Here is a 21,289-nt window from a genome sequence, read left to right on the forward strand (position 1 = left end):
TCCTCTACCTGCCGCCGTGAATCGTCTCTACCGCACCGGCCCCGCGCTTCCGCGCTCCGGCACCCCCCGGCAGCGGCAGCTCCGCCAGCCGGTCCACCGCTCTGCCCACCGTCTCCGGCGGCAGCAGTCCGGGGCCCCGGCTCCGCGCGAACTCCGCGAAGGTCTCGGCCGTGGTGAACTCCGGCCGGAAACCGAGGGTCTCGCGCATCTGCACGGTCGAGACCACCCGGCCATGGGTCAGCAGCCGGATCTGCTCCGGCGAGAAATCGGTCATCCCGATCGTGCGGAGCGCCGAGCCGACCCACGTCACGGCGGGCAGCAGCACCGGCACGGTCGGCTTCCCCAGCCGCCGCGAGCACTGCGAGAGCAGCAGCACCCCGTCCCCCGCGATGTTGAACGTGCCGCTGTTCAGCGTCCCGCGCCGGGGCTCGCGCGCGGCGATCCCCAGGACCTCGATCACATCGTCCTCGTGCACGAACTGGAGCCGGGGGTCGTAGCCGAAGACGGTCGGCAGGACCGGCAGCGAGAGGTAGTCCGCCAGCGGCGAGTCCGGCCGCGGCCCGAGGATGTTGGCGAACCGCAGCACACAGACCGCGACGTCCGGGCGGCGCCGGGCGAAGCCCCGTACGTACCCCTCGACCTCCACCGCGTCCTTCGCGAACCCGCCGCTCGGCAGCGACTTGGGCGGAGTGGTCTCGGTGAACACCGCCGGATCGCGGGGCGCCGACCCGTACACGCTGGTGCTGGACTTCACCACCAGCCGCTGCACGGTCGGGGACTTCTGGCAGGCACCGAGCAGCTGCATGGTGCCGATGACGTTGGTCTCCTTGATCCCCGTACGGCCGCCGGCGCCGAGCGCCTTGCCGGAGACGTCCAGGTGCACGACCGTGTCCACGGCGTGCCGGGCCAGGATGCGGGCCAGGGCCGACTGCCGGATGTCCGCGCGCACGAACTCCGCGTCCCCCAGCGGATGCGCGGGCGCCACCGCGTCCACCGCGATCACCCGGTCCACCCCCGGCTCCCGCTGGACGCGCCGGACGAAGCGGCCCCCCAGCTGCCGGGCCACTCCTGTGACGAGGACGACCTTCCCCACGACCCGCGCCTTCCCTCGGACCGGGAAACGAGACCTGCTTCCCGCGGTAACTTCCCTGGCCGTCACCGTAGCGGGTGGACGCCGTCCTGTGACGACCCCGTGCCCCGAAACGCACCGCAGCCCTCCCGCCGGAACGGCGGGAGGGCTGCGGATCTCACGAACTGCGTTCGCCTACTTCTTGTTGCGACGCTGAACGCGCGTGCGCTTGAGCAGCTTGCGGTGCTTCTTCTTGGCCATCCGCTTGCGCCGCTTCTTGATAACAGAGCCCACGACTACCCTCGCTCACTTCTTCTTCACTGGTGCGGGGCGTCTGGGCCCACACGACCTACGTCGGCCTAGCCTACCCGCCACCGCGTGAGGGACGTAATCCGAGGGCAAACCCCAGGCGTCCGAGGCCTGTCCTCAGGGCCTCAGGCCGATTCCACCCCCACAAAGGACTCGCGGAGATACGCGTGAACCGCTTGCTCCGGCACCCGGAAGGACCTGCCCACCCGGATCGCCGGCAGATGACCGCTGTGCACCAAGCGGTACACGGTCATCTTCGACACTCGCATGACCGAGGCGACTTCCGCCACGGTCAGAAACCTGACCTCGTTGAGAGGCCTTTCGCTGTCAGCAGCCATGACCCACCTGTACCTTCCGCACCGGACGCGCACCGGCTTCCCCTCCGGTGACTCTTCGTCGCTGTGCGCTCACTCCCCAGATTAGGGGCGGGTGATGCGAGTGGGGAAGAGGAGGGGCGACCGGGCGGCTACGAGGACAGGCCTGCCCGGTGGAGCACATAGCGCGTCAGTGGCCGGTAGTAGTGCGAGCGGACCCCGTCGTCGAGCGGCACGGCGACCGAAACCCGCCCTTCGGCCTCGCCCACGAAGAGCGCGGGATCGTCCGTATCCGCCGGTCCGATCGCCTCGATACCGAGCTGACCTGCGCCGCAGACCCACCCATGGTCGCCGACCACCAACTCCGGAAGCACCCCGTACCGCTCGGCCGCGTCCTGGAGCGCCACCCGGACCGGTAACGGCGAATGCGTGTGTGCGCCGGTTTCACCACCTGAGGGCCGCCCCCCGGGCTCACGGACCAGCGCGACCCCCCGTACGTAGTCGAGACGGTACGTGCGTACGCCGAACCGGGTCGTTATGTCGATACATCTCCCCTGCGCCGGGGTGAGAACAGCGCACCCTGCCGCCGACAAGGCGTCTGCCAGCCCGGCGTAGAAGCCCAGCAGCCGGTGCGGATGCCCGGTCCCCAGCAGCACCGGCGCCCGCAGCGCCGCCACCCGCCCCAGCCGCTCAGCGAACGCGTCCAGCGCCGCCACCGTCCGCTCCGGGTCGATCGCGTCCGGCCCCGACACATGCGCGGGATCGGCCGAGACCCCGCACCGCTCCGCCATCAGCCGCAGGACCTCGGGCTCGTCCCAGGTCCGCTCGGGGGTCAGCCCCAGCAGCACCCGCGGATCACGCGCGGCGAACAGCCGGTAGCTGCGCAGGCTGTTCTCGCGCGAGGTGGCCACGGGCCCGGCCAGCCGGGCCGCCAGCAGATGGGCGCGCAACGCCCCGGTGCTCAACACCCCACGGATGCTGCCGTATCGCACCGGCCGGGCGGCCGGATTCCCGCTTTCACCCCACCGTTGGCGTAACCGCCCGGCACAATGCCCCCGCCGGTATGCAGGTACGCCGGTCCAGGCCCGGTACGCGGATGCGGGCCCGTACGCCAGCTCAGGCGAGCAGCCCCCGCAGCGGGAAGGCCGCCTTGCGGGTCGCGATGACCGCCTGGTCGAGCCGGTCCGCCGGGTCGTACCCGTCCTCCCAGGACTGCCAGGCGGGCGTCCGCCCGTCGGTCATCCGGCCGGGGCCCAGCTGCCGCGTACGGGCGTAGACGAGATCGCGCCATGACGGCGGCACCACCGTCTCCGGGTCGACGGGCGCGTGCGCGGCGATCCCGACCAGATGCGTCCACGACCGGGGTACGACGTCCACCACCGCGTACCCGCCCCCGCCGAGCGCGACCCACCGCCCGTCCGCGTACTGGTGGGCCAGCTCGTGGCAGGACTCCATGACCGCCCGCTGCGCGTCCAGCGAGACCGCGAGATGGGCCAGCGGGTCCTCGAAGTGCGTGTCGGCCCCGTGCTGCGTGACGAGCACCTGGGGCCGGAAGTCGGCGATCAGCTCCGGGACGACGGCGTGGAAGGCCCGCAGCCACCCGGCGTCCCCGAGCCCGGCGGGCAGAGCCAGATTCACCGCCGAGCCCTCGCCCGCCCCGGACCCGGTCTCCTCCGGCCACCCGGTCTGCGGGAAGAGCGTGCGCGGGTGCTCGTGCAGCGAGACGGTCAGCACACGGGGGTCCTCCCAGAACGCGGCCTGCACCCCGTCCCCGTGGTGGACGTCCACATCGACGTACGCGACCCGCTCGGCGCCCAGCTCCAGGAGCCGCGCGATGGCGAGGGCCGGGTCGTTGTAGACGCAGAACCCGGCGGCCGCCCCCGGCATGGCGTGGTGCAGCCCCCCGGTGAAGTTCACCGCGTGATCGGTCTCGCCCCGCCACACGGCCTCGGCGGCCCCCACGGACAACCCGGCGATCAGCGCCGACGCCTCGTGCATCCCGGCGAAGGCGGGGTCGTCGACCGTCCCCAGCCCGTACGCCTGGTCGGCCGCCCGGGGATCGGCCGAGGCGGCCCGGACCGCCGAGACGTAGTCCTGCCGGTGCACGAGCCGCAGGGTCGAGTCCCCCACGGGCTTCGCGCCCCGCACCTCCACCGCCTCATCGAGCCCGAACGCCCGCACCAGCCCCATCGTCAGGGCCAGCCGGACCGGGTCCATGGGGTGGCTCTCCCCGAAGTCGTAACCCGTAACTGCGTCATCCCACATCAGCTGTGCGCGGCCGCTCATGCCCGCCACCGTATCGGGCGCCCTCCGCCGCGAACGAGCGGGCATACACCAGCGTCACCAGCACCAGGACCATCGGCACGAGCATGGCGCCCCGATAACTCCACGCGTCGCCCAGAACCCCCACCAGCGGCGAACCCACCAGGAATCCCACATAGTTGAAGATATTGAGCCGCGCCACGGCGGCGTCGCTGTTCCCCGGGAAGAGCCGCCCCGCCGCCGCGAAGGTCTGCGGCACGATCACACAGAGCCCGAGCCCCAGCAGGGTGAATCCGGCCATCCCCACCCAGGCACCCGGCGCCACCGCCACCACCGCGAACCCCCCGGCCGCCAGCAGGCTCCCGGCCCGCACCACGGCCACCGCCCCGAACCGCCGCACCCCGAGGTCCCCGACGGCCCGCCCCAGCAGCGTCGTCACCATGTAGACGTTGTACGGGACCGTCGCCAGCTGCTCCGAACTGCCGAGCACGTCCTGGAGGTACTTGGCACTCCAGTTGGAGACGGTCGAGTCACCGATGTACGCGAAGCACATCACCAGGCAGAGCGGCAGCAGCAGCTTGAAGGACAGCGCCCCACCCGCCCCGCCGCTACCGTCACCGCCGGGCTCCGGCGCCTTCCCTCTCCCCTCCGTGTACCACCGGCTGCCCACCAGCGCGGCGGGCAGCAGCACGGCCACCACCGGCAGGTACGAGACGAACAGCGACAGCTCCCACCGCGCCCCGGCCCACGCCAGGGAGGCCCCCACGATCCCGCCGAGGCTGAACGCGGCGTGGAACCCGAGCATGATGCTCCGCCCGTACGCCCGCTGAAGGCTGACGCCCAGCATGTTCATCGAGGCGTCGAGCGCCCCGACCGCCAGCCCGAAGACGCCGAGCGCGACGGCGACGTGCCACATCTCCCGCCCGGCTCCCGCCCCGAGCAGGGCGAGCAGGACGAGCGGCTGGGCCCACCGCAGAACGGTCCCCGGCCGCACCCGGGTGACCGCCTTCTCGGTGAGTACGCTGCCGACGCCGGCCAGGATCGGAACGGCGGCCAGGAAGGCGGGCAGCAGCCCGTCGGATATCCCGTACTGGTCCTGGAGGGCGGGTATGCGCGTCACCAGGAGCGCGAACGCCACCCCCTGGACACCGAAGCTCAGCGCCAGAGCGACCCTGCCGCGCCGCAGTGCCGGATCGGTTCTGCCGACGCCCGCACCGCCGGAGTCAGCACGACCGGAGTCGGCACCGCCGGAGTCCGTCCCACCGCAGTCCGCCCCGCCCGGACGTGTCATGCCCGCGTCTGTCATGGCGGCGAGCGTAAGCCCCCGCTCTACCCGTGGGTAGATGGATCAGGCGAGCAGTTCCGGAAGTTGGGACATGTCCGAGAAGTACCCGGTCACTCCGGTCAGCCGGTCGGCGGGCATCATCGAGGTGAACCCGTACACGTCCATCCCCGCGGCCCGGGCCGCCTCGACGCCGAGCGGGCTGTCCTCGATGACGACGCACCGCTCCGGAGCGACGCCCATCCGCTCGGCGGCGTGCAGGAACAGGTCCGGCGCCGGCTTGCCCCGCCCGACATCCTCCGAGCTGAAGATCCACTCTTCCTCGAACCACTGGTCCAGCCCGGTCTTCCGGTGCCCGACCCGGATCTTCTCGTGGCTTCCGGAGGAGGCGACGCAGTAGTCGACACCGTCGGCGACGAGCTTGCCGAGCAGCTCCTCGGCCCCGTCCACCGCGGCCAGTTCCTCCTGGAAGGCGGCAAAGGTGCGAGCGTAGTAGGTGCTCTCGAAGTCGGCGGGCAGCTTCTCACCGCTCCGCTCCTGCACCAGGTCGTGCACCCGGTGCATGGCGGCCCCCATGTAGTCGCGGAGCGATTCCTCGTACGAGGTGGGGTGGCCGAGTTCGGTGAGGTAGCCGGCCAGGATGGTGTTGGCGATGGGCTCACTGTCGACGAGCACACCGTCGTTGTCGAAGATGACCAGTTCGTAGCGCATGGTCCGACCCTAGACGTTCAGAACGCAGAAAAGCCCCGCACCATACGGTGCGGGGCTTTCCCACAAAAATTGTTCGGCGGCGTCCTACTCTCCCACAGGGTCCCCCCTGCAGTACCATCGGCGCTGAAAGGCTTAGCTTCCGGGTTCGGAATGTAACCGGGCGTTTCCCTAACGCAATGACCACCGAAACACTATGAAACTATGAACACCGGACATAAACACGGCCGTTCGTTATTTCAGAACTAACACAGTGGACGCGAGCAACTGAGGACAAGCCCTCGGCCTATTAGTACCAGTCAGCTCCACCCCTCACAGGGCTTCCACATCTGGCCTATCAACCCAGTCGTCTACTGGGAGCCTTAACCCCTCAAAGGAGGTGGGAATACTCATCTCGAAGCAGGCTTCCCGCTTAGATGCTTTCAGCGGTTATCCTTTCCGAACGTAGCCAACCAGCCATGCCCTTGGCAGAACAACTGGCACACCAGAGGTTCGTCCGTCCCGGTCCTCTCGTACTAGGGACAGCCCTTCTCAATATTCCTACGCGCACAGCGGATAGGGACCGAACTGTCTCACGACGTTCTAAACCCAGCTCGCGTACCGCTTTAATGGGCGAACAGCCCAACCCTTGGGACCGACTCCAGCCCCAGGATGCGACGAGCCGACATCGAGGTGCCAAACCATCCCGTCGATATGGACTCTTGGGGAAGATCAGCCTGTTATCCCCGGGGTACCTTTTATCCGTTGAGCGACAGCGCTTCCACAAGCCACTGCCGGATCACTAGTCCCGACTTTCGTCCCTGCTCGACCCGTCGGTCTCACAGTCAAGCTCCCTTGTGCACTTACACTCAACACCTGATTACCAACCAGGCTGAGGGAACCTTTGGGCGCCTCCGTTACCCTTTAGGAGGCAACCGCCCCAGTTAAACTACCCATCAGACACTGTCCCTGATCCGGATCACGGACCCAGGTTAGACATCCAGCACGACCAGAGTGGTATTTCAACGACGACTCCACAACCACTGGCGTGGCCGCTTCACAGTCTCCCACCTATCCTACACAAGCCGAACCGAACACCAATATCAAACTATAGTAAAGGTCCCGGGGTCTTTCCGTCCTGCTGCGCGAAACGAGCATCTTTACTCGTAGTGCAATTTCACCGGGCCTATGGTTGAGACAGTCGAGAAGTCGTTACGCCATTCGTGCAGGTCGGAACTTACCCGACAAGGAATTTCGCTACCTTAGGATGGTTATAGTTACCACCGCCGTTTACTGGCGCTTAAGTTCTCAGCTTCGCCACCCCGAAGAGCAGCTAACCGGTCCCCTTAACGTTCCAGCACCGGGCAGGCGTCAGTCCGTATACATCGCCTTACGGCTTCGCACGGACCTGTGTTTTTAGTAAACAGTCGCTTCTCGCTGGTCTCTGCGGCCACCCCCAGCTCACGGAGCAAGTCCGATCACCAGGCGTGGCCCCCCTTCTCCCGAAGTTACGGGGGCATTTTGCCGAGTTCCTTAACCATAGTTCACCCGAACGCCTCGGTATTCTCTACCTGACCACCTGAGTCGGTTTAGGGTACGGGCCGCCATGAAACTCGCTAGAGGCTTTTCTCGACAGCATAGGATCATCCACTTCACCACAATCGGCTCGGCATCAGGTCTCAGACTATATGCACGACGGATTTGCCTACCGTGCGTCCTACACCCTTACCCCGGGACAACCACCGCCCGGGCTGGACTACCTTCCTGCGTCACCCCATCGCTTACCTACTACAAGTCTGGTTCATCGGCTCCACCACTACCCTCAACTCCGAAGAGATCGGGCCGGCTTCACGGACTTAGCATCGCCTGATTCAGTACTGGGCGTTTCAAAGCGGGTACCGGAATATCAACCGGTTGTCCATCGACTACGCCTGTCGGCCTCGCCTTAGGTCCCGACTTACCCTGGGCAGATCAGCTTGACCCAGGAACCCTTAGTCAATCGGCGCACACGTTTCTCACGTGTGTATCGCTACTCATGCCTGCATTCTCACTCGTGAACCGTCCACCACTGCCTTCCGGCGCGGCTTCACCCGGCACACGACGCTCCCCTACCCATCCCAGCCCCCGTTGGGGGTACATGCTGGAATGACACGACTTCGGCGGTACGCTTGAGCCCCGCTACATTGTCGGCGCGGAATCACTTGACCAGTGAGCTATTACGCACTCTTTCAAGGGTGGCTGCTTCTAAGCCAACCTCCTGGTTGTCTCTGCGACTCCACATCCTTTCCCACTTAGCGTACGCTTAGGGGCCTTAGTCGATGCTCTGGGCTGTTTCCCTCTCGACCATGGAGCTTATCCCCCACAGTCTCACTGCCGCGCTCTCACTTACCGGCATTCGGAGTTTGGCTAAGGTCAGTAACCCGGTAGGGCCCATCGCCTATCCAGTGCTCTACCTCCGGCAAGAAACACACGACGCTGCACCTAAATGCATTTCGGGGAGAACCAGCTATCACGGAGTTTGATTGGCCTTTCACCCCTAACCACAGGTCATCCCCCAGGTTTTCAACCCTGGTGGGTTCGGTCCTCCACGAAGTCTTACCTCCGCTTCAACCTGCCCATGGCTAGATCACTCCGCTTCGGGTCTAGAGCGTGCAACTCAAACGCCCTGTTCGGACTCGCTTTCGCTACGGCTTCCCCACACGGGTTAACCTCGCTACACACCGCTAACTCGCAGGCTCATTCTTCAAAAGGCACGCAGTCACGACTGACAGCACAAGTGCTGCCAGCGACGCTCCCACGGCTTGTAGGCACACGGTTTCAGGTACTATTTCACTCCGCTCCCGCGGTACTTTTCACCATTCCCTCACGGTACTATCCGCTATCGGTCACCAGGGAATATTTAGGCTTAGCGGGTGGTCCCGCCAGATTCACACGGGATTTCTCGGGCCCCGTGCTACTTGGGTGATTCTCAAACGAGCCGTTGATGTTTCAGCTACGGGGGTCTTACCCTCTACGCCGGACCTTTCGCATGTCCTTCGCCTACACCAACGGTTTCTGACTCGCCTCACAGCCGGCAGACTGTGAAAGAGAACTCCCACAACCCCGCATACGCAACCCCTGCCGGGTATCACACGTAAACGGTTTGGCCTCATCCAGTTTCGCTCGCCACTACTCCCGGAATCACGGTTGTTTTCTCTTCCTGAGGGTACTGAGATGTTTCACTTCCCCTCGTTCCCTCCACACTGCCTATGTGTTCAGCAGCGGGTGACAGCCCATGACGACTGCCGGGTTTCCCCATTCGGAAACCCCCGGATCAAAGCTTGGTTGACAGCTCCCCGGGGACTATCGTGGCCTCCCACGTCCTTCATCGGTTCCTGGTGCCAAGGCATCCACCGTGCGCCCTTAAAAACTTGGCCACAGATGCTCGCGTCCACTGTGCAGTTCTCAAACAACGACCAGCCACCCACCACCCCACCCCAACAGGGGCAAGTTCACTGGGACCGGATCAGAAGGCAGACCAAACGGCCGCACCCTCAGACACCCAACAACGTGCCCGACACAATCAACCCGATCCCGTTTTCCACGCCGAAGCAGTACTAACGAAACCGTGCCAACCGTGCCGAATAGTCAACGTTCCACCCATGAGCTGACCACCGTCGAACATTTGCCGACGTAGTGGCTCTGAATCCCCCGAAAGGGACTTAGATGCTCCTTAGAAAGGAGGTGATCCAGCCGCACCTTCCGGTACGGCTACCTTGTTACGACTTCGTCCCAATCGCCAGTCCCACCTTCGACAGCTCCCTCCCACAAGGGGTTGGGCCACCGGCTTCGGGTGTTACCGACTTTCGTGACGTGACGGGCGGTGTGTACAAGGCCCGGGAACGTATTCACCGCAGCAATGCTGATCTGCGATTACTAGCAACTCCGACTTCATGGGGTCGAGTTGCAGACCCCAATCCGAACTGAGACCGGCTTTTTGAGATTCGCTCCGCCTCGCGGCATCGCAGCTCATTGTACCGGCCATTGTAGCACGTGTGCAGCCCAAGACATAAGGGGCATGATGACTTGACGTCGTCCCCACCTTCCTCCGAGTTGACCCCGGCAGTCTCCTGTGAGTCCCCATCACCCCGAAAGGCATGCTGGCAACACAGAACAAGGGTTGCGCTCGTTGCGGGACTTAACCCAACATCTCACGACACGAGCTGACGACAGCCATGCACCACCTGTATACCGACCACAAGGGGGGCACCATCTCTGATGCTTTCCGGTATATGTCAAGCCTTGGTAAGGTTCTTCGCGTTGCGTCGAATTAAGCCACATGCTCCGCTGCTTGTGCGGGCCCCCGTCAATTCCTTTGAGTTTTAGCCTTGCGGCCGTACTCCCCAGGCGGGGAACTTAATGCGTTAGCTGCGGCACCGACGACGTGGAATGTCGCCAACACCTAGTTCCCAACGTTTACGGCGTGGACTACCAGGGTATCTAATCCTGTTCGCTCCCCACGCTTTCGCTCCTCAGCGTCAGTAATGGCCCAGAGATCCGCCTTCGCCACCGGTGTTCCTCCTGATATCTGCGCATTTCACCGCTACACCAGGAATTCCGATCTCCCCTACCACACTCTAGCTAGCCCGTATCGAATGCAGACCCGGGGTTAAGCCCCGGGCTTTCACATCCGACGTGACAAGCCGCCTACGAGCTCTTTACGCCCAATAATTCCGGACAACGCTTGCGCCCTACGTATTACCGCGGCTGCTGGCACGTAGTTAGCCGGCGCTTCTTCTGCAGGTACCGTCACTTGCGCTTCTTCCCTGCTGAAAGAGGTTTACAACCCGAAGGCCGTCATCCCTCACGCGGCGTCGCTGCATCAGGCTTTCGCCCATTGTGCAATATTCCCCACTGCTGCCTCCCGTAGGAGTCTGGGCCGTGTCTCAGTCCCAGTGTGGCCGGTCGCCCTCTCAGGCCGGCTACCCGTCGTCGCCTTGGTAGGCCATTACCCCACCAACAAGCTGATAGGCCGCGGGCTCATCCTTCACCGCCGGAGCTTTCAACCCCCACCCATGCAGGCAGAAGTATTATCCGGTATTAGACCCCGTTTCCAGGGCTTGTCCCAGAGTGAAGGGCAGATTGCCCACGTGTTACTCACCCGTTCGCCACTAATCCACCCCGAAAGGCTTCATCGTTCGACTTGCATGTGTTAAGCACGCCGCCAGCGTTCGTCCTGAGCCAGGATCAAACTCTCCGTGAATGTTTACCCGTAATCGGGTGCACACATCACGAGAGCGGAACAACAAGGTCGGAATAAGACCCGTCGTTCACAGCGTCCTCGCTGTGTATCGCCTACCACCACCACACGGTGGCCGTAGGACTTTTCAAAGGAACCACCAACCTGCCGAAGCAGGCCGGGGTATCAACATATCTGGCGTTGACTTTTGGCACGCTGTTGAGTTCTCAAGGAACGGACGCTTCCTTCGGTCCCGTATCACCGGGGCCCTCCGGGCGCTTCCCTTCATTTACTTCTTTGTCCTGCTGTCTTGCGTTTCCGACTCTATCAGACGTTTTCCAGCGTCCGATCCCGGTCGAAGCGGGTCCTGCTCCTCGCTTTCCAGGGCTCTTCGCTTTCGCGCTTTTCCCTTTCCGGCGAGTCCGACTCTATCAGATCCTTTCGGGCCTGACTTCCAGTCAGCGGGGCTTGCCATCCCGGCCGTTGGGCCGTTCCGACGAGTGAGACTTTAGCGGAATCCTGCGCCCCGACGCTAATCGGGGTGCGTCCCTTCGAACGCGGATTCCTCATTTCGCGAATGCGCACGAAAAAGCAGGCGACACGGAGTCGCTCGCTGATCGTGGTCACTGCGGAATGGTTGTCCGGGGACCGACCGGGGTCGGCGCTCACGTCGGACAACTCGGAGCACATTACGGTTCCGGCCGGGGCGTGTCAACCCCCGGCCGGGGCGGGGGTCAGCCGTTGCCGGAGGCCAGGGCGCGGCTGCGGTCGCGGGCGGCTTCGAGGGCGGCGATGAGGGCGGCCCGTACGCCGTGGTTCTCCAGCTCTCGGATGGCGCTGATCGTGGTGCCGGCCGGGCTGGTGACGGCCTCGCGGAGCTTGACCGGGTGCTCGCCGCTGTCGCGGAGCATCACGGCGGCGCCGATCGCGGCCTGGACGATGAGGTCGTGGGCCTGGGCGCGGGGCAGGCCGAGCAGGATGCCCGCGTCGGTCATGGCCTCGACCAGGAAGTAGAAGTAGGCGGGGCCCGAGCCGGAGAGGGCGGTGGCCGCGTCCTGCTGGGACTCCGGGACGCGCAGGGTCTTGCCGACGCCGCCGAAGATCTCCTCGGTGGTGGTGAGGTGGGCGCCGGTGGCATGGCTGCCGGCCGAGATGACGGACATGCCCTCGTCCACGAGGACCGGGGTGTTGGGCATGACCCGGACGACCGGGGTGCCCGTGGTGAGGCGCTCCTCGATGAACGTGGTGGTGATGCCGGCGGCGGCGCTGATCACCAGGCGGTCGGTGCCGACGTGCGGGGCGAGCTCGTCGAGGAGCTTCCCCATGTCCTGCGGCTTCACCGCCAGGATGAGGATGTCCGCGGCCTTCGCCGCCTCGGCGTTGCCGACCGACTCGACTCCGTACCGTGTGCGCAGTTCCTCGGCGCGGTCGCCGCGGCGGGTGGTCACCAGGAGGTCGGCCGGTCGCCAGCCCGCCCGGATCATGCCGCTGAGGAGGGCCTCCCCGATCTTTCCGGTACCGAGGACTGCGACTGTCTGGGTCATGTGTTCACCCTCCGGGCGGTGCTGGGGCCGTGGCGCGTCGGATGCGTGGCCGTCGTCTTGCCGTGCGCCGTCATCCTCGCACCGGGGTCCCCGGGTGTGCGGAGGCGTCTCACGGGGTGCGGCGGCGGAGGGTGACCGCGCCCAGGCAGAGCACCAGGAGGGCGCTGCCCGCGACGACCGCGACGTCCCGGAGGAAGGCGCCGGTGAGGTCGGAGTGGCGCACGACCTGGTCCATGCCGTCGACGGCGTACGACATGGGCAGGACGTTCGAGATCGCCTCCAGCACCGGGTGCATCCGGTCGCGCGGGACGAACAGGCCGCAGAGCAGGAGCTGCGGGAAGATCACCGCCGGCATGAACTGGACCGCCTGGAACTCCGACGCGGCGAACGCCGAGACGAAGAGGCCGAGCGCCGTGCCGAGCAGGGCGTCGAGCAGCGCGACCAGCAGGAGCAGCCACGGTGAGCCGGTGACGTCCAGGCCGAGCAGCCGGACCGAGACGGCGGTGGCCAGGACGGACTGGACAACGGCGACCGCGCCGAACGCGAGGGCGTACCCGGCGATCAGGTCGCCCTTGCCGAGCGGGAGGGCGAGGAGGCGCTCCAAGGTGCCCGAGGTGCGTTCGCGCAGGGTGGCGATCGAGGTCACCAGGAACATCGTGATCAGCGGGAAGATGCCGAGGAGCGAGGCGCCGATCGAGTCGAACGTCCCGGGTGCGCCGTCGAAGACGTACCGGAGCAGCGTGATCATCAGGACCGGGACGAGCAGCAGCAGGGCGATGGTGCGCGGGTCGTGGTGGAGCTGGCGCAGGACCCTGGCGGCTGTCGCCGTCGTACGGGAGAGGGAGAGGGGACTGGTTGCGGTCGCCGTCGCCGTCATGGCCGCGGCTCCTTCCCTTGGTTGGCTGCCGCCTCGTCGACCAGGTGGAGGAAGGCCGCCTCCACCGTCTCCGTGCCGGTGCGGGTACGGAGTGCCTCGGGGGTGTCCTCGGCGAGGATGCGGCCCTCGCGCATCAGGAGGAGGCGGTGACAGCGTTCGGCCTCGTCCATGACGTGGGACGAGATGAGGAGGGTGGCGCCCCGGTCGGCGGCCAGGCGGTGGAAGAGGTCCCACAGGTCACGGCGGAGTACGGGGTCCAGGCCGACCGTCGGTTCGTCCAGGACCAGCAGGTCGGGGGTGGAGAGCAGGGCCACCGCCAGCGAGACCCTGCTGCGCTGGCCGCCGGAGAGCGCACCGGCCGTGACGTCGGCGTGGCTCGTGAGGTCGACGTCCTGGACGGCGCGGGTGACGGCGGTGCGGCGGGTCTCCCGGTGGGCGCGGCCGGGGTGGAGGACGGCCGCGAAGTAGTCGAGGTTCTGGCGGACGGTGAGGTCCGTGTAGACGGAGGGCGCCTGGGTGACGTACCCGATGCGGGGGCGCAGGGCCGGGGCTCCGGCGGGGTGGCCGAGAACGGTGAGCGTGCCCGTCACCTTGGCCTGGGTGCCGGCGACCGCCCGCATCAAGGTGGTCTTGCCGCAGCCCGATGGGCCGAGGAGGCCGGTGATCGTGCCGGGTTCGAGGGTGAAGTCGAGGCCGCGCAGGACCGTGCGGTCACCTCGTACGACGGTGAGGCCCCGGGCCTCGATGGTGGGGGGCGGAGGTTGCGCGGGGTGCGGGGGTGGGTGTGTTTCCCCGGAGTCGTAATTCACCATGTGATGAATTAGAGACCCGAGGAGGCCGCCCGTCAAGGGGGCGCGGTGATGTGGAGCGGGTGGTGTGGGGCGGTGCGGTCGGTGGCGTGTGCGGTCAGCGGCGCTTGGGGCGCTTGCGGGCCGCCGGGTTGCCGGTGCGGGTCGCGCGGCGCTTCTCGAACTGCGTACGGGCGCTCTCGTACTCCGCGCGGTGCAGCTTCTCGCCCGGGGCCTCGATGAGCGAGCGGAAGAAGTAGGCGAGCAGCGAGCCGATGAAGCCGATCGACTTCAGGCCGCGCAGGCTGTCCTCGCGGGCCGGGTCCTTCGGGCGGGCGCCGAAGGACTCCCAGGTCTTGCGGAACGCGATGGCGCTGCAGACCGCGAACATCACGATCACCAGCATCCCCACGATGCTGTCGACCTCGGCGATCGCCAGGCCCTGATAGGCGAAGCGCAGGGCGAGGCAGCTGCCCACGGCGGCGGCGAGCGAACCGGCCGCGACGCCGGCGCGGCGGAGCCCGTAACCGCCGTCGTGGTCGACCCAGGTCGTGCCGAAGAAGCGGATCGGCTCGGGCTGCGGGCCGGGGGGTGTGGGGGCGCCGCCGCCGGATCCGGAGCCGGTCGCTGCGGCGGCGGGCGGGGTTCCGGGTGCTTCGCTGTTCTCGCTCACGGGGTCGATTATCCCCGGGCGGGGGGTGAGGTGGCGGAGCGTGGGGCGTCGGCCTGTGGCCTGTGTGAGACGTCGGGCGGTGGCCGGGGACTGGTGCGGTCCGGGTGGGCCTGCCCGGACCGGTGGTCCCGTGGGCCCGCCCGGACCGGTGATCCCGTGGGCCCGCCCGGACCGGTGATCCCGTGGGCCCGCCCGGACCGGTGATCCCGTGGGCCCGCCGGGATCGTGGTGTCCTCAGTCGCAGCGGGGGGCCACGTAGCCGTCGCTGCCGGTGTAGACGTACGTGTCCGAGACGAACTCGCCGTTGGCGATGTTGCACCAGAGGTTCGACGTGCCGTACGGGCCGGTGACCCGCTCGCCCGGCTTCTGGCAGTAGATCGGGACCTTCATGCCGAGCGGGAGCGTGCGCACGATCCGGTAGCCGGTGCCGGGGCCGGAGCGGACGTTGACCCGGTAGCCGGGGGCGATCGGGTACTTGCGCAGCGAGGCGGTCGCCGCGGTCGCGGCCGGGGCGGTCACCGCTTCGGGTGCCTCCGCGGCTCTCTCCGCCGGCGGTTCGATGGTCTGCTCGTCAGCGCCCATGAGGGCCTCCCCCGTCGAGAAACGATGCGTACGAAGCCGTACGACGCGCAGGCTAACAAGCCCCGCGCCACTCGCACGCACCATCGACTAGGCTCCGTGCGTCGCGCTTGCGCATCACAACACGGGGGTGGGCGATGCCGCCGCTGCCAGGGACCGGAGCGCATCCGGAAGCGGAGTTTCCGGAATACGCGGGTACCTACCGCCTTGAGGCATGTCTCGGTTCGGGCGGCATGGGTGTCGTCCATCTGGCGCGCTCCGCCTCCGGGCTCCAGCTCGCGGTGAAGGTGGTGCACCGGCCGTATGCGGCGGACCCCGAGTTCAGGGCCCGGTTCCGGCAGGAGGTGGCGGCCGCGCGGCGGGTGAGCGGGGCGTTCACCGCACCCGTCGTGGACGCCGACCCGGACGCCGGACGGCCCTGGATGGCCACCCTGTACGTCCCCGGGCCGACCCTCGCCGAGCAGGTCAAGCGGAACGGGCCGCTGGCCCCCGCCGAGCTGCGCAGGCTGACCGCCGGACTGGCCGAGGCGCTGCGGGACATCCACCGCGCGGGGGTCATCCACCGCGACCTCAAGCCGAGCAACGTGCTGCTCTCCGACGCGGGCCCGAAGGTCATCGACTTCGGCATCTCCCGCCCGTACGACAGTGATCTGCGCACCGAGACCGGCAAGCTGATCGGCTCGCCGCCCTACATGGCGCCCGAGCAGTTCCAGCGGCCGCGTGAGGTGGGGCCGGCCGCCGACGTGTTCGCGCTGGGGGCGGTGCTCGTCCACGCGGCGACGGGGCGGGGGCCGTTCGACTCGGACAGCCCGTACATCGTGGCGTACCAGGTGGTGCACGACGAGGCGGATCTGAGCGGGGTGCCGGAGGATCTCGCGGAGCTGGTCGGGCGGTGCCTGGCGAAGGACCCGGCCGCGCGGCCGACGCCGGACGAGGTGATGGCGGAGCTGCGTCCGCCGTCGTACGAGGCCGCCGCGTTCATACCGGCTCAGCGGCGTGCGGTGGCGGTCACGGGCACGGCGGTGGCGGGCGGCGAGCGGGAGGGGGCCGAGGACGCCACGCATGTACGCGGAGGCCTTCCGGGGCGGCGCTGGGGGCGTGGAGGGTCGCGTGGGCGGCTGGTGGTGGCGGCCGCGCTGCTCCTGGTGGTGGCGGGCGTCGGCGCCGGGGGGTTCGCGCTGTGGGGCGGCGGTGGCGGTGGGGCCGCGGAGGCTCCGGGGCGTATGACCGAGGGGAAGGGTACGGAGTCGGGTCCGGCGGAGGCGTTCTCGCCGTGGAGCACCGTGGTGCGGACCTCCGGGAACGCCACCCCCGTCTGTTCCTCGGCCGGGGTCGGCGCGGCCCTGTACTGCGCGGTGGACGGGACCGGGACCGTACGGATCGATCCCGCCGACGGGCGGGTGCTCTGGTCGGACCGGAACACCGCCCTCCGCGAAGCCTCGGCGCCCGTCGTCTCGGGCGGGGTGGTGCTCTCGGCGGGGCCGGACGGGAAGTTGCGCGCGTACGACCCGGTCAAGGGCGCACCGGTCCGGGAGACCGGCCTCTCCGCGAGCCCCGGGTCCGCCTTCGCCGCCGGTTCCACGCTGCTGGTCGTCGCGGACGACGGCACGGTGACGGCGCTGGACGGCGGCAGCGGGACCGAGCGGTGGGAGCGGGCGCTCGCCGGGCACACCCGGCCGGACTTCGGGCTGTACGACGAGGCGTCCGGTCTCGCGTACGCCGTCGAGCACGCGGCGAGCGGGGGCTCCACCCTGGTCACCGCCGTGGACGCGACGAGCGGCCGGGTCGCGTGGCAGCGGCGGCTGGACGGGATGCTGACCCCGGTCTCCACCGCCGGGGCCGGGGAGCTGGTGCTCACGGCGATGAACCGGGACGCGGAGACCGTCGCGCTGGTGCGGTACGCGCCCGGGAAGCGGGCGGCCACCCGGATCGCGCTGCCCTTCCGGATGGACGAGCCGCAGGTGGCGATGGCCGGGGACGCGGCGTATCTGCTGGCCCGGGGCGGGTCGCTGCTGGCCATGGACACGGGGGCGGACGCGGGAGCCGGGGCAGGGGCCGGTGGGAAGGCCTCCGGCGGGGCCGGGGCGAAGGCTTCCGGCGGGGCCGGGGCGAAGGCTTCCGGCGGGGCCGGGGAGTTGTGGCGGCTGGAGACCGGGGTGGGGCGGGGGTCCGCGCCGGTGCTCGGGGAGGGCGGGCACCTGTACTTCTCCGCCTCGGACGGTCGGCTGCTGGCCGTGGACACGGACCGGGGGGCGGTGGTGGGGCAGACCCGGGCGCGGCTGAGCGGGGGGAAGCTGACGTACGCCTCCGACCTGCCCGCCCCGGTGACGGCGGGGCGGGCCGTCGTGGGGACGGCACCGGACGGGTCGGTCTTCGCTGTGGACGGGCTGGCGCCGGGGGGTTGGTGAGGGGGCGCCCTTGGCGCCGGGTCTCGGGGGCTGGGGGTGGGAGTCCTGCCTCTGCCTCTGCCGGGCGCGGGCCGCCCTGGGTGCTCGCCTCCGCACGGTTCGGGCGCGCCTTGGGGGCGAGGCCCTCTCGGGTCTGCCGGGGAGCGGGCCCGGCGCGGGTTACCCCCGGGGCTCCGCCCCGGACCCCGCTCCTCAAACGCCGGAGGGGCTGAAAGTGCGGGCCCAGCCGCCGGAGGGGAAGGCGGAGACGCGGGCGCTCCGGAGGGGCTGAACGTGTGGGCCAGACACCGGGGAGGCCAGCGCTTCGGAGGGGCTGAACGGCAGGCCCAGCCGCTGATCGAGCAGCGGCTGGGGCGCGCCGGAGGAGCTGACGGACTGCCCAGCCGCTGACCGGGCGGGAGCACGAAGGCCCCCGAAGAACGGGAAGGGTCGGCCCAGTCGCCGACGGAGCGGGGAGCCGGAGAGCGGGCGCGCGGGAGGAAGCGGCGGGGGGAAGGGCGGGCCTTGGGGGAGCCGGAGGCGGCTCCCCCAAGGCGTCAGCCCAGCTTCGTGACGTCCCTGACCGCGCCTCGGTCGGCGCTCGTCGCCATCGCCGCGTACGCGCGCAGGGCGGCCGAGACCTTGCGTTCGCGGTTCTTGGGGGCGTACACGCCGTTGAGGGCGGTGCGGCGGGTGGCCAGTTCGGTGTCGTCGACCAGGAGCTCGATGGAGCGGTTGGGGATGTCGATGCGGATGCGGTCGCCGTTCTCGACGAGGGCGATCGTGCCGCCGGAGGCCGCCTCGGGCGAGGCATGGCCGATGGAGAGGCCCGACGTTCCGCCGGAGAAGCGGCCGTCGGTGACCAGGGCGCAGACCTTGCCCAGGCCCCGGCCCTTGAGGAAGGACGTCGGGTAGAGCATCTCCTGCATGCCGGGGCCGCCGCGCGGGCCCTCGTAACGGATGACGACGACGTCGCCCGCCGTGATCTCCTTGCGGAGGATCTTGTCGACGGCCTCGTCCTGGGACTCGCAGACGACGGCCGGGCCCTCGAAGGTCCAGATCGACTCGTCGACCCCGGCCGTCTTCACGACGCAGCCGTCCTCGGCCAGGTTGCCCTTGAGGACGGCGAGGCCGCCGTCCTTGGAGTAGGCGTGCTCGACGTCGCGGATGCAGCCGCCCGCCGCGTCCAGGTCGAGGGTGTCCCACCGCTCGGACTGGGAGAAGGCGGTGGCCGACCGGACGCAGCCGGGGGCCGCGTGCCACAGCTCGACGGCCTCGGCGGACGGGGAGCCGCCGCGCACGTCCCAGTTCTTCAGCCACTCGGCGAGGGTGTCGGAGTGGACCGAGCGGACGTCCTCGTTGAGCAGGCCGCCGCGGTGCAGTTCGCCCAGGAGGGCGGGGATGCCACCGGCGCGGTGGACGTCCTCCATGTAGTACGTACCGCCGGGGGCGACGTTCGGGGCGACCTTGGAGAGGCACGGGACGCGGCGCGAGACGGCGTCGATGTCGGCCAGGTCGTAGGCCAGCTCGGCCTCCTGGGCGGCGGCCAGCAGGTGGAGGATCGTGTTGGTGGAGCCGCCCATGGCGATGTCCAGCGCCATGGCGTTGTCGAACGCGGCGCGGGTGCCGATGGCACGGGGCAGGACCGTCTCGTCGTCCTGCTCGTAGTAGCGCCTGGTGATGTCGACGACCGTGCGGCCCGCGTTCTCGTACAGCGCCCTGCGGGCGGTGTGGGTGGCGAGGACCGAGCCGTTGCCGGGGAGGGAGAGGCCGAGGGCCTCGGTCAGGCAGTTCATCGAGTTGGCGGTGAACATGCCGGAACAGCTGCCGCAGGTGGGGCAGGCGTTCTCCTCGATGCGGAGGATGTCCTCGTCGGAGATGGACTCGTCGACGGCGTCGCTGATCGCGTTGACCAGGTCGAGTTTTCGCACGGTGCCGTCGACGAGGGTGGCCTTGCCGGCCTCCATCGGGCCGCCGGAGACGAAGACGGTCGGGATGTTGAGGCGCATGGCGGCCATCAGCATGCCCGGGGTGATCTTGTCGCAGTTGGAGATGCAGATCAGCGCGTCCGCGCAGTGCGCCTCGACCATGTACTCGACGGAGTCGGCGATCAGGTCGCGCGAGGGCAGGCTGTAGAGCATGCCGCCGTGGCCCATCGCGATGCCGTCGTCCACGGCGATGGTGTTGAACTCGCGCGGGACCGCGCCCGCCGCCTGGATCGCCTCGGAAACGATCCGGCCGACCGGGGCGAGGTGGGTGTGGCCGGGGACGAACTCGGTGAAGGAGTTGGCGACCGCGACGATCGGCTTGCCGATGTCCGCGCTCGCTACGCCCGACGCGCGCATAAGGGCGCGCGCGCCCGCCATGTTGCGTCCGTGGGTGACCGTGCGGGACCTCAGCTGGGGCATCGTCGCTCGCTCCTTCGGCAGAAAAGACTGTCTTTCGAGCGTACGCCCCGAATCCAAGATCTGGACAGGCTGTCCGGAATACGGGACACGGCGGTCGGTGGGTGGTCGCCGGGCCGGACGGGGCTGTCAGACCCCGCCCAAGTATCGCTGGAGCGTCGGCGCCACCATCGCCACGATCTCCTCGGGCTCCGCCGAGGCGAGCGGCTCGGCGCGGACCACGTACCGCAGCATCGCGATGCCCAGCATCTGCGAGGCGGCCAGCTCGGCCCTGAGGGTGGGGTCCGGCACGTCCAGCTCGGCCGCGATCCGCTCCAGCAGCCGCCGCAGCACGAAGTCCCGCAGGACGTTGGCCGCCGCCTCGTGGGTGACCGCCGACCGCAGGATCGCCAGCAGGGGCGTACGGGTGCCGGGGTCCTCCCACACGGAGAGGAAGAAGCGCGCCAGCCGCTCCCCCAGCGCCTCCGGCGGGCCGCCCACCACGGCGGGGAGGACCAGGGCCGGTTCGAAGGTCAGCTCGACGGCGGCGGCGAAGACCTCGTCCTTCGTGCCGAAGTAGTGGTGGACGAGGGCCGCGTCCACCCCGGCGGCCTTGCCGATGCCCCGGATCGAGGTCTTGTCGTAGCCCCGCTCCGCGAACTCCGTACGGGCCGCCCGCAGGATCCGCGTACGGGTGTCGGGACCGTCGGCGGCGGCCTTGCGGGAGGGGCGGCCCCGGCGGCGGGGGGCGGGTGCGGGGGCGTCGTCGGTCACGGGCGGCGGGTGCCGGGGGCCGGGTCGGAGGACGCGGCAGGGTCGGCAGGGCCCTGGTCGGAGGACGCGGCAGGGTCGGCAGGGCCCTGGACGGAGGACGCGGCAGGGTCGGCGGGGCCCTGGACGGAGGTGACGGCCGGGT

15 protein-coding genes and 3 rRNA genes are annotated in these 21,289 nt (G+C 68.7%); 1 reads left to right on the plus strand and 17 read right to left on the minus strand.

The window, feature by feature from the left end; genetic code table 11:
* Positions 1-4 precede the first annotated feature (4 nt).
* From ACQ9ZG_RS13910 to ACQ9ZG_RS13980, 15 genes are all read right to left on the minus strand, one after another.
* Positions 5-1,093, minus strand: coding sequence for an NAD-dependent epimerase/dehydratase family protein (locus tag ACQ9ZG_RS13910; protein ID WP_109915729.1), 1,089 nt, complete (start codon positions 1,091-1,093; stop codon positions 5-7).
* A gap of 171 nt (positions 1,094-1,264) precedes the next feature.
* The gene (locus tag ACQ9ZG_RS13915) at positions 1,265-1,363 is read right to left on the minus strand and encodes a 30S ribosomal protein bS22 (protein WP_003948845.1); all 99 of its coding nucleotides are present in this window, start codon (positions 1,361-1,363) and stop codon (positions 1,265-1,267) included.
* 140 nt (positions 1,364-1,503) lie between these two features.
* A complete protein-coding gene (locus tag ACQ9ZG_RS13920) occupies positions 1,504-1,716 on the minus strand; it encodes a helix-turn-helix domain-containing protein (RefSeq protein ID WP_018489204.1) in 213 nt (70 codons plus the stop codon).
* Between the two features lie 128 nt (positions 1,717-1,844).
* Complete coding sequence (locus ACQ9ZG_RS13925) at positions 1,845-2,660, minus strand: phosphatase (protein WP_028417345.1); 816 nt, start codon at positions 2,658-2,660, stop codon at positions 1,845-1,847.
* Between the two features lie 148 nt (positions 2,661-2,808).
* A complete protein-coding gene (locus ACQ9ZG_RS13930) occupies positions 2,809-3,978 on the minus strand; it encodes an acetoin utilization protein AcuC (protein ID WP_099217698.1) in 1,170 nt (389 codons plus the stop codon).
* The gene (locus ACQ9ZG_RS13935; protein ID WP_109915730.1) at positions 3,947-5,140 is read right to left on the minus strand and encodes an MFS transporter; all 1,194 of its coding nucleotides are present in this window, start codon (positions 5,138-5,140) and stop codon (positions 3,947-3,949) included. The genes ACQ9ZG_RS13930 and ACQ9ZG_RS13935 overlap by 32 nt, the downstream gene beginning before the upstream one ends.
* A gap of 162 nt (positions 5,141-5,302) precedes the next feature.
* Positions 5,303-5,947 carry an HAD family hydrolase gene (locus tag ACQ9ZG_RS13940; protein ID WP_028417342.1) on the minus strand — a complete coding sequence of 215 codons (645 nt, stop codon included), beginning with the start codon at positions 5,945-5,947 and terminating at the stop codon, positions 5,303-5,305.
* Positions 5,948-6,018: 71 nt separating this feature from the next.
* Positions 6,019-6,135 (minus strand): 5S ribosomal RNA (rrf, locus tag ACQ9ZG_RS13945).
* 78 nt (positions 6,136-6,213) lie between these two features.
* Positions 6,214-9,339 (minus strand): 23S ribosomal RNA (locus tag ACQ9ZG_RS13950).
* Positions 9,340-9,639: 300 nt separating this feature from the next.
* Positions 9,640-11,165 (minus strand): 16S ribosomal RNA (locus tag ACQ9ZG_RS13955).
* The 16S, 23S and 5S rRNA genes sit together here, the layout of an rRNA operon.
* A 710-nt stretch (positions 11,166-11,875) precedes the next feature.
* Positions 11,876-12,685: a pyrroline-5-carboxylate reductase gene (gene proC / locus ACQ9ZG_RS13960; protein ID WP_018489306.1), complete on the minus strand. Its 810-nt coding sequence runs from the start codon at positions 12,683-12,685 to the stop codon at positions 11,876-11,878.
* A gap of 109 nt (positions 12,686-12,794) precedes the next feature.
* Positions 12,795-13,562 carry an ABC transporter permease gene (locus ACQ9ZG_RS13965; RefSeq protein ID WP_028416151.1) on the minus strand — a complete coding sequence of 256 codons (768 nt, stop codon included), beginning with the start codon at positions 13,560-13,562 and terminating at the stop codon, positions 12,795-12,797.
* Entirely contained in the window at positions 13,559-14,374 is an 816-nt protein-coding gene (locus ACQ9ZG_RS13970; RefSeq protein WP_109916129.1) for an ABC transporter ATP-binding protein, read from the minus strand. Before ACQ9ZG_RS13970 ends, ACQ9ZG_RS13965 begins: the two co-directional genes overlap by 4 nt.
* 94 nt (positions 14,375-14,468) lie before the next feature.
* Positions 14,469-15,023 carry a hypothetical protein gene (locus ACQ9ZG_RS13975; RefSeq protein WP_084994390.1) on the minus strand — a complete coding sequence of 185 codons (555 nt, stop codon included), beginning with the start codon at positions 15,021-15,023 and terminating at the stop codon, positions 14,469-14,471.
* 234 nt (positions 15,024-15,257) lie between these two features.
* Positions 15,258-15,605 (minus strand): SH3 domain-containing protein, encoded by a 348-nt coding sequence (locus ACQ9ZG_RS13980; RefSeq protein WP_028416148.1) that lies wholly within the window; start codon positions 15,603-15,605, stop codon positions 15,258-15,260.
* A gap of 134 nt (positions 15,606-15,739) precedes the next feature.
* Between ACQ9ZG_RS13980 and ACQ9ZG_RS13985 the strand changes: the two genes are divergently transcribed.
* Positions 15,740-18,010: a protein kinase domain-containing protein gene (locus ACQ9ZG_RS13985; RefSeq protein ID WP_499281601.1), complete on the plus strand. Its 2,271-nt coding sequence runs from the start codon at positions 15,740-15,742 to the stop codon at positions 18,008-18,010.
* 536 nt (positions 18,011-18,546) lie between these two features.
* On the opposite strand, the gene ilvD is transcribed toward ACQ9ZG_RS13985, so the two are convergent.
* Both ilvD and ACQ9ZG_RS13995 read right to left on the minus strand, forming a co-directional pair.
* Positions 18,547-20,397 (minus strand): dihydroxy-acid dehydratase, encoded by a 1,851-nt coding sequence (ilvD, locus tag ACQ9ZG_RS13990; protein ID WP_028416146.1) that lies wholly within the window; start codon positions 20,395-20,397, stop codon positions 18,547-18,549.
* Positions 20,398-20,523: 126 nt separating this feature from the next.
* On the minus strand, positions 20,524-21,147 hold the full coding sequence (locus tag ACQ9ZG_RS13995) for a TetR/AcrR family transcriptional regulator (RefSeq protein WP_018489313.1): 624 nt from the start codon (positions 21,145-21,147) through the stop codon (positions 20,524-20,526).
* Positions 21,148-21,289: the final 142 nt, after the last annotated feature.

It is taken from the genome of Streptomyces araujoniae, assembly GCF_050871195.1.
Lineage (GTDB): Bacteria > Actinomycetota > Actinomycetes > Streptomycetales > Streptomycetaceae > Streptomyces > Streptomyces bacillaris.

Coding starts and splice junctions, on each gene's coding strand:
- ACQ9ZG_RS13920 (WP_018489204.1), bottom strand. CDS start 1,716: ATGGCTGCTGACAGCGAAAGGCCTCTCAACGAGGTCAGGTTTCTGACC.
- ACQ9ZG_RS13930 (WP_099217698.1), bottom strand. CDS start 3,978: ATGAGCGGCCGCGCACAGCTGATGTGGGATGACGCAGTTACGGGTTAC.
- ACQ9ZG_RS13940 (WP_028417342.1), bottom strand. CDS start 5,947: ATGCGCTACGAACTGGTCATCTTCGACAACGACGGTGTGCTCGTCGAC.
- proC (WP_018489306.1), bottom strand. CDS start 12,685: ATGACCCAGACAGTCGCAGTCCTCGGTACCGGAAAGATCGGGGAGGCC.
- ACQ9ZG_RS13965 (WP_028416151.1), bottom strand. CDS start 13,562: ATGACGGCGACGGCGACCGCAACCAGTCCCCTCTCCCTCTCCCGTACG.
- ACQ9ZG_RS13970 (WP_109916129.1), bottom strand. CDS start 14,374: ATGGTGAATTACGACTCCGGGGAAACACACCCACCCCCGCACCCCGCG.
- ACQ9ZG_RS13980 (WP_028416148.1), bottom strand. CDS start 15,605: ATGGGCGCTGACGAGCAGACCATCGAACCGCCGGCGGAGAGAGCCGCG.
- ACQ9ZG_RS13985 (WP_499281601.1), top strand. CDS start 15,740: ATGCCGCCGCTGCCAGGGACCGGAGCGCATCCGGAAGCGGAGTTTCCG.
- ilvD (WP_028416146.1), bottom strand. CDS start 20,397: ATGCCCCAGCTGAGGTCCCGCACGGTCACCCACGGACGCAACATGGCG.